The 12,294-nt window shown below is 65.3% G+C and carries 11 protein-coding genes; 4 read left to right on the forward strand and 7 right to left on the reverse strand.

What is annotated here, in order from left to right; all coding sequences use genetic code 11:
• Nucleotides 1–167: 167 nt before the first annotated feature.
• Together ACW4LP_RS05810 and ACW4LP_RS05815 are read left to right on the forward strand one after the other, a co-directional pair.
• A complete protein-coding gene (locus tag ACW4LP_RS05810) occupies nt 168–422 on the forward strand; it encodes a glutaredoxin family protein (RefSeq protein WP_455803560.1) in 255 nt (84 codons plus the stop codon).
• A 154-nt stretch (nt 423–576) separates the two neighbouring features.
• Nucleotides 577–1,353: a dimethylarginine dimethylaminohydrolase family protein gene (locus ACW4LP_RS05815; RefSeq protein WP_161127181.1), complete on the forward strand. Its 777-nt coding sequence runs from the start codon at nt 577–579 to the stop codon at nt 1,351–1,353.
• A gap of 78 nt (nt 1,354–1,431) precedes the next feature.
• Here ACW4LP_RS05815 and ACW4LP_RS05820 read toward each other — a convergent pair whose 3' ends face one another.
• The 3 genes from ACW4LP_RS05820 to ACW4LP_RS05830 all read right to left on the reverse strand — a co-directional run bounded on the left by ACW4LP_RS05820 (nt 1,432) and on the right by ACW4LP_RS05830 (nt 8,296).
• On the reverse strand, nt 1,432–1,737 hold the full coding sequence (locus ACW4LP_RS05820) for a hypothetical protein (RefSeq protein WP_114539776.1): 306 nt from the start codon (nt 1,735–1,737) through the stop codon (nt 1,432–1,434).
• Nucleotides 1,738–1,823: 86 nt separating this feature from the next.
• A complete protein-coding gene (locus ACW4LP_RS05825; RefSeq protein ID WP_455803561.1) occupies nt 1,824–5,597 on the reverse strand; it encodes a UvrD-helicase domain-containing protein in 3,774 nt (1,257 codons plus the stop codon).
• Nucleotides 5,594–8,296, reverse strand: a complete 2,703-nt coding sequence (locus ACW4LP_RS05830) for a PD-(D/E)XK nuclease family protein (RefSeq protein ID WP_455803562.1) — start codon at nt 8,294–8,296, stop codon at nt 5,594–5,596. Before ACW4LP_RS05830 ends, ACW4LP_RS05825 begins: the two co-directional genes overlap by 4 nt.
• Before the next feature lie 270 nt (nt 8,297–8,566).
• Between ACW4LP_RS05830 and ACW4LP_RS05835 the strand changes: the two genes are divergently transcribed.
• Entirely contained in the window at nt 8,567–8,887 is a 321-nt protein-coding gene (locus ACW4LP_RS05835) for a hypothetical protein (RefSeq protein ID WP_022739773.1), read from the forward strand.
• Between the two features lie 139 nt (nt 8,888–9,026).
• Here ACW4LP_RS05835 and ACW4LP_RS05840 read toward each other — a convergent pair whose 3' ends face one another.
• Together ACW4LP_RS05840 and ACW4LP_RS05845 are read right to left on the reverse strand one after the other, a co-directional pair.
• On the reverse strand, nt 9,027–10,043 hold the full coding sequence (locus tag ACW4LP_RS05840) for a tetratricopeptide repeat protein (RefSeq protein ID WP_117284798.1): 1,017 nt from the start codon (nt 10,041–10,043) through the stop codon (nt 9,027–9,029).
• On the reverse strand, nt 10,036–10,362 hold the full coding sequence (locus tag ACW4LP_RS05845; protein WP_022739771.1) for an HIRAN domain-containing protein: 327 nt from the start codon (nt 10,360–10,362) through the stop codon (nt 10,036–10,038). The genes ACW4LP_RS05840 and ACW4LP_RS05845 overlap by 8 nt, the downstream gene beginning before the upstream one ends.
• A gap of 191 nt (nt 10,363–10,553) precedes the next feature.
• Here ACW4LP_RS05845 and ACW4LP_RS05850 point away from each other — a divergent pair, with 191 nt between their 5' ends.
• A complete protein-coding gene (locus ACW4LP_RS05850) occupies nt 10,554–10,802 on the forward strand; it encodes a hypothetical protein (RefSeq protein WP_455803563.1) in 249 nt (82 codons plus the stop codon).
• Nucleotides 10,803–10,811: 9 nt separating this feature from the next.
• On the opposite strand, the gene ACW4LP_RS05855 is transcribed toward ACW4LP_RS05850, so the two are convergent.
• A complete protein-coding gene (locus tag ACW4LP_RS05855; RefSeq protein ID WP_270357615.1) occupies nt 10,812–11,696 on the reverse strand; it encodes a nucleotidyl transferase AbiEii/AbiGii toxin family protein in 885 nt (294 codons plus the stop codon).
• On the reverse strand, nt 11,686–12,222 hold the full coding sequence (gene abiEi / locus ACW4LP_RS05860) for a type IV toxin-antitoxin system AbiEi family antitoxin (protein WP_117284799.1): 537 nt from the start codon (nt 12,220–12,222) through the stop codon (nt 11,686–11,688). Before abiEi ends, ACW4LP_RS05855 begins: the two co-directional genes overlap by 11 nt.
• Nucleotides 12,223–12,294 lie beyond the last annotated feature (72 nt).

The following is a 12,294-nucleotide window of genomic DNA, read 5'->3' on the forward strand; positions in this document are numbered from 1 at the left end:
TCGAGAACCACAGATCCAGCGCATCCTGCTTGGCCCTCTTGTCGTACATTCGAACTCCCTTCCGGACACCTGGGTGTCCAACTTGGAGTCCGCACCCCCTCTGGAACCCAAAACTCGATTTTGTGACCAAAAAACGAAAAGTTTTTGTCCTGAGGAAAGGAAGCCTCATGTACTTCGACAACATGGTTCTCTATTACAAGCCCACCTGCCCCTTCTGCCACAAGGTACTCGCCTTCATGGAGCAGGAGGATATCGCCATGCCCATGCGCGACACCCTGGAGCCGGGCGTGAAAGACGACCTCATCCGCATCGCTGGCAAGGGCCAGGTGCCATGCCTTATCGTGGACGGCGTGCCGATGTTCGAGTCCGACGACATCGTTCGCTTCCTCGGCGACCTCATCCTGGAGCGCGAAGAGGGCTAGGCGGCTGCAACAGACGAAGCACAGGACGCGCCAGGGCCCGACCCGGCGCGTCCTGTTTTATGGAAGACTTCCTCAAAGATAGTGCGCCATTGACGCCTCGTCAGCGCTACACTGTTCTCACGCGAAAACGCGCAAGCGAGGACAAGGAGTCTCTATGACCAAGTTCACCAACGTCATCGTCCGCAAGCCGGGCAAGTCTCTGTGCAACGGCATCACGAGCGCCCCGGAGCTGGGCCAGCCCATCTACGAGCGCGCCGTCGAGGAGCACGACGACTACATCGCCGCCCTGAAGCAATGCGGCGTGGAAGTGACCGAGCTGCCGGCGCTGGAGGAGTACCCCGACTCCTGCTTCGTGGAGGATCCCGCGGTCATCACGCGCTGCGGCGCCATCATCACCAACCCCGGCGCCGACTCCCGCAACGGCGAGAAGAACGAGATCGAGCCGACCATCCGCCAGTTCTTCGACGACGAGCACGTCAAGCACATCGTCGCGCCGGGCACGCTGGACGGCGGCGACGTCATGATGGTGGGCGACCACTTCTACGTAGGCCGCTCAGCTCGCACCAACGAGGAGGGCATCCGCCAGTTCATCGAAATCCTCGAGGGCTGGGGACTCGAGGGCTCCGAGGTGCCGCTGGAGGAAGTGCTGCACCTGAAGACCGGCGTGAACTACCTGGAGGACGGCAACATGCTCGTTTCCGGCGAGTTCATCGAGAAGCCGGATTTCGCCCAGTACAACAAGGTAATCGTGCCCGAGGACGAGGCCTACGGGGCCAACTGCATCTGGGTCAACGGCACGGTCATCGTGCCCGAGGGCTACCCCACCGTGCTGAAAGCGGTGCAGGATCTCGGCTACAAGACGCTTGTGGTGGACACTTCCGAATACCGCAAGGTGGACGGCGGCCTGTCCTGCCTGTCCCTGCGCTTCTAAGCCGGAAGACCGCCAACTCAACCCGAGGCCCCTACAATGTAGGGGCCTCGCTTATTTAAAGGACAGATGCGAAATTGCTCATTCCACCGTGCCGTAGACCTGGCCCCAGGCATGACCGGCGATGGCGCTGTTCAGCTGGGTGCACAGGCGCTGGCGCGTGTAGTCGCCGGGCGGGAGCAGCGTGACGATGCGCAGAAGCTCGTCAGGCAAGTCGGCCGCCTCGGCCGCCACCACCACGTCCAGCCGGCGCACTTTGGCACCGATGGCCTCGGCGACGGTAGGGTCCAGGTCGCCGTACGGCGCGAACAGGGCATTCACGATATCCTGCAGCGCCCCGTAGTACTCGCTGCGCTCTCGGTTGGTTCCGGTATGCTCACGGGCCATGGCGGCTCTCCTAACTTCTATCCTCTATCGCAGGAGTCGACGACTCCACTCGTTCCCATGCAGCCGCCCAGGACGAACGCCCCGTCTCAGACAACTGCTTCATGTTGCTTGGCGATTATAAGCGCTTCCAGGGCAGGCAGGTCGGTTTTCTCGAAATGGTACGGAACGATTTGCGGATCGCGCAAGTTGTCGGCGGCCGCGTGCTCGATGCGCAGGAAGTGGGCGTCCACTGACTCGTAGCCCGCGCGCATGAGCGCATAGGCGTAGCAGCTCGCCTGGAGACGGTGCTTTCCGTCGAGCTGCTCGGGCGTCTCGTCGGCGCGGCCGCCGGTCTTGTAGTCGATGAGGAAGGCGGCTCCGTCCCCGTTGTCGGCGAGGCCGTCGATCTCGCCTTCAAGGAAGAAGTCCCCTATCGCCACAGTGAAGGGCACTTCGGCGCGACGATTCTCGAAAGCGGCAAAACGGGCGGCCTCGTCGCTGCCGAGCCAGCGAACGAGCGCCGCGCGCAAGCGTGCCTGCTGCTCCTCCGACAGGCCCTCCTTCTGAATCTGCGCCCGGATGGCTGTCTCGCTGGGAGCGAAGAGCGATCCCCGCTCGCTCCGCTCGATGGCCTGCTGCGCCAAACGATGAAACGCCGTGCCCAGGGCCGTGGCGGATTCCTGCGCCCCAAGGACGCATGCAGGGGCACCGTCAGATTCACGCGACCCTGAAGCATCGTCAGCGAACGAAGATTCGCTCTCATTACTCTCATTCGAAGTCTCCGAACCGAGTGCGCTGCGGCCCTCATGCAACAGAACGACGCCCTCGTCAGCCTCAACGGCCGGCTCGTCGCTATGGGGATGCGCGCCCGAAAGCGACGTGTAGGAGTACAGCCCCTCCCGCGCGAAATTGCGCGGCGCGAGCGCCGGGTCTTCGCCATGCGCTCGCCGGACAACCGCGAAGACGGCAGGGGCATCCTCGCTAAGGGGCGCCGCCGCGCCAAGCTCCTCGTCGAGCCGCCCCTCCCCTGTGGGCGCCGAGGCCGCAAGAGGCTCCTCGCCCGTCTCTTCCCCGACCTCGGCGAGAACCCGCTCGCTCGCCACCCGGGCAGGCGCGCGGCCGCCGAAATCCATCATTGCGACGCTCGCGCCGTCGTCCATGGCCCAGCCAAGGGCGTTAAAGACGTCGCCGGTCACCCAGGTGCTCTCGTAACCGTCCTCTATCTTCGCGCTCACCCTCATAGCCAGAAGAAGAGATCGGCTCGCGCGCGTGAGGGCCACGTACATGAGGCGCCGTGCCTCCTCGCGCTCCTGGGCGGCGGAATACGCGGCCAGCGCCGCGCCGAATTGAGCTGCGGAAAGAGCTCCGAAGGCGCGCTCGGCCTCGGCGGGGCCGTCCAGGGAAACGCCAAGATCCTCTGCCTCCTGAGCCCGCGCCCATCCTTTCAATTTGGAGGCGGTCTTGTCCCAGGGGCCATGGGGCATCCACGTTGCAGCCACGTAGGTCCCCTCGCCGATGTTCTCGACAAAGAAAGAGGGTGCGCGTCCCCCGGGATAGCCGTCCTTCAGTTCGGCCACGGCCACATGGGGAAACTCCAGCCCCTTGGAGGTATGAACCGTCATGATGCGCACGAAATCGGCATCGAGGCACGCCAGCGCACCCGGCGCCTCCTTAGCCAGGGAAAGGTAGTCGGCGAATTGGCGGGCCACATCGGCGATACCGCAGCTCTCCCGCGCGAGCTCCCCAACGACCACGCACGCTTTGTTGAAGTTGCCCGCGCGCGCCATGCCGTCGGCCCCCTCAAGCTGAAGCCGATCCGCCAGTCCGCTGTCCACGAAAAGGCGCCGCAGCGCCAACGCCGGCTCTTCGCGAACCGCGCGGCGCACGAAATCGCGCAGGCAGCGGCGCGCCAGCGCCAAAGCGGCGCGATCGTTCTCCCCGAGGGGAAACCCATCATCTTCCTCTCGTCCGAAGAAGCCGCGAGAGATAGGCTGACGGGGGCGAGCACGGCCATCATCACCTTCGCCTTCGCCGTCGCTTTCCGACGCCCAGGCGTCCGTTGTGGCGAGCGCGAGAAGAGCATCGTCGGAAAGCGCGAACAGATCGGAGGCGAGCGCCTGGTAAAGTGCCTCGGAGTCGTCGCGGTTCACTGCCACGCGCAGCAGCGTAGCCACAAGTTGGGCCTCTGCGCTCTGGCCGAACCCCGATCCGCCCGTCACGATGCTCTCGAAGCCCGCATCGCGCAGCGCCTCCTGGTAGACGGAGGCGCGGGTCATCGTTCCCAGCAGCAGGGCCATCTCCCCGGGACGCGCGCCGGCCTCCCTCAGCTGCGCGAAGCGCTCGGCCACCTCGCGGGCGCACCGGGCCGACAGCTCCTCGGAAGACACGGTGGCGCGACTGCCGTCGTTCTGGAAGACGCTCACGGCGATACGTGCCGGGCCGTCCCCCTCGAACACCGGATCGGCGGCCGTGTTCACCGCGCCGGCGGCCTCCAGATGCAAGAACTCGTCGCCGAAGACCTGGGGCTGGCCGAAGACGGCATCCACCAACGACAAGACGTCGCCGTGGCTGCGGAAGTTGTGGGGCAGCTGGGGGAACTCCGCCTCGGGCGAGAGGGATCGCAGCCGGTCGCGGTACTCGAAGAACACGTTCACATCGGCGCCGCGGAACCGGTAGATGCTCTGCTGCGCGTCGCCCACCGTGCACACGTTGGCGAAGCCCGGCTGCGCCAGGGCGGCGATAACGGCGACCTGCAGCTTGTCGGTATCCTGAAACTCGTCGACCATGATGACCTTGAACCGCTCGCGGTAGCGCTCGGACAGCTCCGGGTGGGTGGAAAACGCGTCCAAGCACCGGCGCAGCAAATCGCCCTGATCGAGTCGGTCGTTCCCCTTCGCTCGGGCGTAGGCGTCCTCCAGAAGACGCGCGAGCGATACGGCGGCAACGCTCACCCGCGCCCCCAAGGCCGCTTGCGCCTCGGAGAACACGCTCGCGTAGGCACCTCGCCAGGCAGCGAAAGCATCGGCGTCCGGCTTTTTGGCGCGGTACTTGTCCGAAGAAGGGGGAAACGCCAGAAGCGCCTCGAGAAAAGGCCCCGCCTCGAACCGCGCATCCAAGAATCCTTCGCCCGTATCGGCAGCGAGCCACTGCTCGGCCCGGTCGATGCCGGTCTCTAGATCGGAGGCGAACGTCTCGTCGGTGGCATTCGTCTTTCCCCAGACCTTCACCGCCTCCTGAATCTCCATGGCAGCCTCCAGAGTCTGTCGCACAAGGCGCGCAGGCGTGGCGGTCGGCACGGACAGGCGCAGGCCCTCGAACCCCTCGGGCATCGCCCGCACCCGGGCCACCACCTCCTGGGAATACTCCAAGAGCCTCTTGTCGAAGGGCCCCTGCCCCCTCAGCCCGAACTCGTCGATAACCGCGCGAAGAAGCGGATCGGCCCCCGTTTCGAGATGGGCGAGCACCTGCTCGGTGGCTTCGGCCCGAAGGTAGCTCGCCTCCGCCTCGTCGATCACCTCGAACTTCGGATCGATGCCTACCTCGAAGGCGTTCTCGCGCAGGATGCGCGCGGCCATAGAGCCGATGGTGCACACCCAGGCATCATCCACCTTCAGCGATTCCTCCGCAAGCCCCTCCTCGCGCAGAAGAGCGCGGATGCGGTCGCGCAGCTCCGCGGCGGCCTTCACGGTGAAGGTAATGGCGAGCACCTCGTCGATGGATTGCAGACCGCCGGGCGCCTCCTCGCCGGCGAGCAGCCCGTAGGCGATGCGCCTCGTCAGGGTGAAGGTCTTTCCCGAGCCGGCGCCGGCGGCGACCATGAGGGGGCGGTCGAAGGTGGTGATGGTAAGGCGCTGGCCCTCTTTACAGGTATCGAGATTCACGCGAGCCTCCCGGGGCAATCGTAGGCGGGACAGAATTCACAAGCTTTCGGTGCGGACGGGCTCACGGGGATGGCCCCCTCGGAAAGCGCCGCCAACCGATCGGCCACCAAGGCCTCGATGGCATCCAGATAGGCGGAGAAGTTCATGGCCACCGCCGAGCTTCTGGAAGACAGGCCCGCAGGGTCGAAGGCCGCACCGTCGTAGGCCCCCGCCAACAGTTCCTTGGGACTCTGCGCCCGGTAGCCCAAGTACAGCGCCCCGGCGCAGGCGAGGCCGAGGTCGGTACGCAAAAGCGCCTGGGCGTAGATGAGCCCCTGCACGTGATGCGGCACGGACGGCTCGTCGCCCTCCTTCAGGCCGGATGCGTAGTCCTTGGACGATCCCTTGTAGTCGATCACCACGAAACGTCCCCGCTCTGCGTCGGCATCGACGCGGTCGACGCGCCCCCGCAGCCGGACGCCGGCAAAGTCCACGCCGTCGGCGACCTCGATGGGATGCTCGCAGAAGACCACTTCGTAGCCCGGGGGCATCTGGGCCTGCAGGCGCAGGCTGTGAACCAGTTGGCGCTTGAGCTGCGCCACCCGCTGCCGCTCCTCGCGCGTCGTCGCCGCAAGGCGAGAGCCCCCTCGGCGCTCGGGCTGCTCGCGGACAAGCTCGTCCACGAGCGCCTCGAACCGGGGCACCATGGCCTCGATGTTCTCCGCGTCCACGCGTCGCACGCCCTCCTCGGCGAGCCTGTCGTAGAAGCGGGCAAAGGCTTCATGGGCGAAATTGCCCAGCTCCCGCGGCCCGAACCTCTCGTCGGGAGCCTCGGGTCGAATGCACGACTGCACGAACCACCGATAGGGGCAGTGGAGGTACTGCTCGATCGCCGAGGGAGAGAGCACGGGCAGACCCTCGGGCGTGCGCTGAAGGTAGCGAAGAAGCGGAAGCGACCGCAGACTGCCCCGCGACGGGCGGAGAAGCTCCTCGCATCCCGTCACCGGGGCGAAGGCGGCGCCAAGCGCTTGCGGCAAGTCGCCTTCGCCGGCGCATCGGGCGCTGGCGGCCAAGGGCTCGGGGAGTCCGAAGCGCGCAGGGTCAGGGCGGCCCCAACGCAAGGCCAGCTCCTCATCGCCGGCCGCCAAGGCCCGGTCGGCGCCGGCCCGGGCCTGGGCGCTCGCGAACTCTTCCAGCAGAAAGGAGGGGAACAGCTCGTTTTCCCGCTCGTCGCGCCGGCTCACGCCCAGGACAAATCGCCGACGGGCGGCGCGCTGTGCCGCCGCGAACCGGGAGCGCTGGCGCCAGAGCGCCGAAGGCTCTCGGGGAAGTCCGAGCGTCTCGGCGAGGCCGTCCAAAGCCGATAGGCTCTCGGAGATGCCGAAGGTGCGCGCGCTGACGTCCGCCAGGATCACCACATCCCAGCTTTTCGGCACGAGCGAGTCCAGTACGGCCGCACCGGCGATTTCGCAGAGGGGGCCGTCCGTCCCGGAGGAGCCCTCGACGCTCAGCGTGGCATCGGCAAGCAGCGGCGTCAGCGCGCAGGTCGACACGCCCAGCCCCTCCGCCAGGGCAAGCAGACCGCAGAGCTTGTCGAAGGCGGCGCGCTCGACGGCACGCTCCAGCGCGTCCGACGAGGCGGCACCGACGGCGCTGGAAAGGGCGTCGAGAATACGAGGAGGAACGCTTTCGCCGCAAGCCACGGCGCGCACGGCGAGGGCCAGAGCGGAAAACGAGTCGCTCTCCCCCGCGAGGATCTCGGCGGCATCGGTGGCAGTCAGTAAGCGGTCTTTGCGCAGACGCCCGTTGAGATCCCGCGCCTTTCGCTCGGCGATGCCCGAAAAGGGGTTGTAGGCGAAATCAGTGGCCGCCTCGAGCCAGTGGGGGCTCCCCTCCTCCAGCCGCCGCGCGCATTCCCAAGCGCGCCCGAAGGCGGTGGCCCTCCAGGGCGCGGTGCCCCGAAGCGCCACCGCCCAACCGCTGGTGCACAAAGGCGCTCCCAACACGCCGAACAGCTCTGCAGGGTCGGCGGCCACCACCAGAACGCTTCTTGCGCCCGCACGACCGGCGCGCCCTATCTCGTCGAGCAGAAGCCCGGGCATCGCCGCCGCTCCTGCGGCGATCAGCACGCCCGGCTCCACGTCTTCCGGAAGACAGGAAACCGCGGCAAGAGCCTCATCGCCTTCCGCGGAAGCGCCCAAAGCCGTCAGAAGGTGCCGAAGCCCTCCCGAGACGTCCAGGCAATCGCAAACAGTCACACCCATGGCGGGAAGCCGCCCATCCTCGACCATCGAGGCAAGGAGATCGGCCGCCTCGTCCGCCTCGATCAGATTCCGCGCGGCCAGCTCATCGTAGTAGGAGCGCAAACACGCGACAAGCCCGCGCTGCAGAGAGGTCAACTCCGCAACGGGAACGGCTCCCTCGTCGGCGAGAGCGGCCGCGTGCTCGGCGGCAAAAGCCGCCAGCACCGATGGCGCCCCGGAGGCAGCGGCGGCATCGCAAGTCGAAGCCGCCCGGGCCGCGAGAAGGGAGCGCTCCTCAGCAGAAACGAGAACGCGCCCGTCGCCCCACAGTTCCCACAGCTCCTCCACCAATCCCGCGGCCGTAAGGCGACGCACGCCGAAAGCGGCACCGGGAGCCGTCGCGGTTGCGGCGGCCTTGGCGGCAGCATTGGCGCGCTCGATGGTGCGGTAGAGCTCTACGGGAACGGTTGTCGGCACGGCGGTCCTCCTCAAAAATCAGTTCCGACCATTCTAGCGCGACCGGGGCGCTTCGGTGTCCTCTTTATGTCCCTCCACAGCCAGAACGCCTCTTCCGTCGGCAGCTCCCGTGAGCATTTGGCAACGGATTGCCGCCCGTGCGGTGACCCGTCGCCGACCTGGTCTTGCATCGGCGCGGCCAGGCCTACCATAGCGAAAGAACGAGTCGGCACCGGGCGCTCCCCCGCCCAGGCCGGCCCGCTTTCCCGAACCGCAGATTACAGGAGGCGCATGATGACCTATCAGGAACTGGTTACCAAGCTCATCGAGATTCAGAAGCACATGATGCCCGACTTGGAGAAGTTCGAGCGCGAGGATCGGCTGCCCCACGACCTCAAGGTCGCCAAGGCCGAGATCATCGAGTGGGAGCACACCGTGGACGGCGACGGCGGCCTGGAAGACGCCCCGGAGATCTGGCCCGTGGAGAAGTTCGCCCGGGCCCTGCGCGATCACTACGACGACTTCAACGACTTCATGCGACGCAACATCGCCGAGTACGAGGTGCTCGCCGGCCAGCTGCCCGAGGCCTTCGCCCACCCGCTCGGCCAGTAGGCTCCGCAGCACCTCCGGCCACGCGCCCCGCTTCGCCCTCGCCCAGAAGACGAGCGTCGAATGCCAGCCGGTCAATCTAGCCGCCATCTTCGAGAGCCGCCTTAACGGGCGGCTCTCGCCGTCTGCGGCCGCGTTGCCCTTAGTAAGTGCCCGCGATCTCCTGGGCCATGCGGGCCACCCCGCGACGAGCCTCGATGCGCTCGCGCTTGAAGTGCCACTGACCGGCGTCGAAGGCGGCGCCGAGGCCAATGGCGGCCAGCCGGTACCAGGTGCGCGCCCGGCGGAAGTCCTGCTCGCAGCCGCGTCCCAGCTCGAAGGCGCGGGCGAGGCGCAGCGCGGCGTTGCCCGTGCTCGCACGATCCTCGTCAATGCGCCCGCTCTCCAAATCGAAGGCTCGCCGGTACAGCGAGAAAGCCCGAGCCGCCGAGGAAGCGCATCCCCGACCCGCGGCCACCAGATCGCCCAAACGCCAGCAGCACTCGCCGTGACCATGATAGGCGCCGAAGGAGAAGTGCAGGTAGGCGCGCTCGTCGCAGGGGGTGTCCGCCTTGTGGAGCGCCTGGCGATCGGCCAGACCGTCCCAGTACGCCCCCTCGCACAGATCGCCCTCGTAGATGACGCCGAGACGGCAGTGGGCGCCGATATTGCCCCGGGCCGCCGCATGCAGAAGGAGCATCTCGGCCGCGCGGTAGCAGTCGACGCGGCGGCGCCGATGCTCCTCGCCCGGCAGGCCCAGAGCCTCGCTGAAATAGACCTCCGCCAGCTCCAGGGCGCGCCAGCCGCCACGGTCGGCGCCGCAGGGATAGGAGGCGACGAACGTGCGCCCTCTCCCGTCGGGCGCCGGCTCGCTCACCCAGATGCGAGGCAGACCGCCCTCGCCGGCGCCTCCCTTGCGATCCACGGCGAACACCGAGCCCGTCTCACGCCGACGCCGCCACTTCTCGTTGCGCAGCACTTTCGGCGTGAAGCTCGTCTCCGCGCCGCCGCAGGCCCGCCGCGCACTGGGCGCGCCAAAGAGCACGTTGGCGGCCCGCTGGGCCCAGCCCACTTCCCGCGCACGGGCTGGAGCGGCAACCGAGGAGGCGACATCCTCAGCGGGAAGGGCCAAGGCGCAGGCGACGGAAGGGTCGGCCACGGCCGCAACGGCGCTAGTCATTGAGCACCACCTCCATCACGAGCCGCGTCCACGAGCCGATCTGCTCCTTGTCCGTGAGCCGCCCCTCCACGGACTTGCCGCCGTCGATGAGCCGGGCGACGAACTCGTTGCACTCGCAGGAGACGTACCCGATTCGCCGGTCGGCGCCGTCGCGCACCTCCACGGCCCAGCCGTCGTGGGGGTTGGCCGCGTCCCGCACGAGGGAGAACCGATCCCCCTTTCCGTAGCCTTCCGCAATGGCCGCCATCGCGGGCACGTGGCGCGTTCCCGCCACAGTAGTGTTTTCCACGACGCGAATCGATTTTGGTGCATTTGCCATGGTTCCTCCTGACCGATAACCTTATGATCGATCATGATAAAGAACCGCTTGCGATCAAGTGTCCCTTATTCGGTACAGCGAACCACCGAAGATCGCCCTTGCTGAGCAGATCGATCATGGTTGTCGCAGCCGCACGATTATGTTAGAGTCCGCTAACACGAAATCCGCTTCCCCGAAAGACGAGGAATGACATGAAAGACAAGAAATCGAAGAAGGCCGCCGGCGACAAGAAGGCCGACAAGCTCGCCCGCAAGAAGAAGCACACCGGTTGCAAAGGCGAGAAGGGCGCCGCAGGCTGCAAGGGCTGCGCCAAGGCGAAGGCGTCGCTTGCGCTCTCCCACTGCACCTGCTGCAAGAAGCGCTGCCCGCTCTCCAAACCGAAGTGCGGCAAGGGCCGCCGCCTCGCCGCCGCCCTCAAGCTGCGCGAGAAAAAGGCCTAGGGATATTCGCTATAGACGCTCTGCAACAAAGCGATAAACATCTTCCACTTTGTGGGTCATGGCTTCGCGGTACTCCGGTCGTGCCGCTGTTCTTTCCAAAAGCTTTGGTGGAAGGAATCGACGCATTTCCTCAGCGAAAGCGGCACTCCCAAGCGCCTCCCGCGCACGGGAAAGCCCACTGCGCAGAAGCTCTTGAGCGTTCTCGCCCACATGGTAATCGTTCAGTTTCCGGCCAACCATGACCGCAACCTCGTCCATATTCCTCCCCGGTCGCAAAGCGATCCAGGGAATGTCCCATAAATCGCGATAGCGCGGGGCAAGCACTTGCTGCGAGAACGACACGATTTTGTCCGCCAGAATCTCATCCAAAGATTGGCAACCGATAATAGCTCGGCTGCACATCCCTTCCACTTCCGGATAGTTTTCCTCAAGAACGCGAAGATCGCGAGTATATGAGGGTATTTGCGCGATCTCAATCTTGATTTTCTGGGAAGGAAGATCGGGTCGCGCCGGCGCCGTGTCGACGACCACCTGCCACCTCTTCATCGACCCACCGCCTTCGAAGTGCTTGATCTTTTTCGGGTCCTTGACCCGAACGCCCACATCGTATTTGCTCCGCAAGCTATCGCTCAGCAGTTCCCGAAAACCGGCGAGATCCGATTCCTCCAAGTCCAAGGCCGTGGTGAAATCAAGATCCTCGCTATAGCGGACAGCGCCATAACACAGACGCAGGCATGTTCCTCCTTGGAACGTGAGGCCGTCGAGCCATCGCGATTCATCGAGCGCACGGATGATGTCGTAATGAATGAGCTCTTTCTCTACAATCGGGAGCAACGCCTCCACTTCGCCTCGACGGGCAACGTTTTCAGCGAACTTCTTGAAATCAATCGCCATCTTCCACTTCCTCCCAATCGATGAGGTAGGTTGATCTCCGCGCTCGCATGAGCCCTTGGACAGCATATCTCTTAGTTGCGAGCCGCAGGGCGTGGCCAGGATAATCGACCGTATTCGAAATGATCTCGTTGGCATCGGCGGCAGTGTGAATAAACTCAATTGTGCCGAAGGGAGTGCTGAACTCTCCTTCCCTACCCGTCGTGACAACCGTTAAACGCCCTACGGGAATCTGGGAAATCACGCTCCACAGAGACGCCGCGCTCTCCATGCCGATGTAGTTGAACTCACCGGATCTCAAGGCGACGGCGACTTCCTCAATGGCCGGCACGTCTCTTCCTTTGAAGTCGCCGAACCAGTAGACATCTCGCGCCAGCCGCGTGATGATCCCCGAATCAAGCAGACGCTTGATAGAGCTTCGCAAAGTATTGCCACTCTCTCCAAGGACGCGGCCAAGCTCGCGCGAGCGGAACACGCGCTTTTGCTCGCTGAAGGCTCTGAGTTTTCTTTCCGCTTCTATAAGTTTCATTGTCCCACTCTACAGTAATAGCCTAAATTTGGGTCATTACTGTAGAGTTAATACACGCTCCTGTCAATGATC

This window comes from Adlercreutzia sp. CNCM I-6215, assembly GCF_977072315.1.

Coding starts and splice junctions, on each gene's coding strand:
- ACW4LP_RS05810 (WP_455803560.1), top strand. CDS start 168: ATGTACTTCGACAACATGGTTCTCTATTACAAGCCCACCTGCCCCTTC.
- ACW4LP_RS05815 (WP_161127181.1), top strand. CDS start 577: ATGACCAAGTTCACCAACGTCATCGTCCGCAAGCCGGGCAAGTCTCTG.
- ACW4LP_RS05820 (WP_114539776.1), bottom strand. CDS start 1,737: ATGGCCCGTGAGCATACCGGAACCAACCGAGAGCGCAGCGAGTACTAC.
- ACW4LP_RS05835 (WP_022739773.1), top strand. CDS start 8,567: ATGATGACCTATCAGGAACTGGTTACCAAGCTCATCGAGATTCAGAAG.
- ACW4LP_RS05840 (WP_117284798.1), bottom strand. CDS start 10,043: ATGACTAGCGCCGTTGCGGCCGTGGCCGACCCTTCCGTCGCCTGCGCC.
- ACW4LP_RS05845 (WP_022739771.1), bottom strand. CDS start 10,362: ATGGCAAATGCACCAAAATCGATTCGCGTCGTGGAAAACACTACTGTG.
- ACW4LP_RS05850 (WP_455803563.1), top strand. CDS start 10,554: ATGAAAGACAAGAAATCGAAGAAGGCCGCCGGCGACAAGAAGGCCGAC.
- ACW4LP_RS05855 (WP_270357615.1), bottom strand. CDS start 11,696: ATGGCGATTGATTTCAAGAAGTTCGCTGAAAACGTTGCCCGTCGAGGC.
- abiEi (WP_117284799.1), bottom strand. CDS start 12,222: ATGAAACTTATAGAAGCGGAAAGAAAACTCAGAGCCTTCAGCGAGCAA.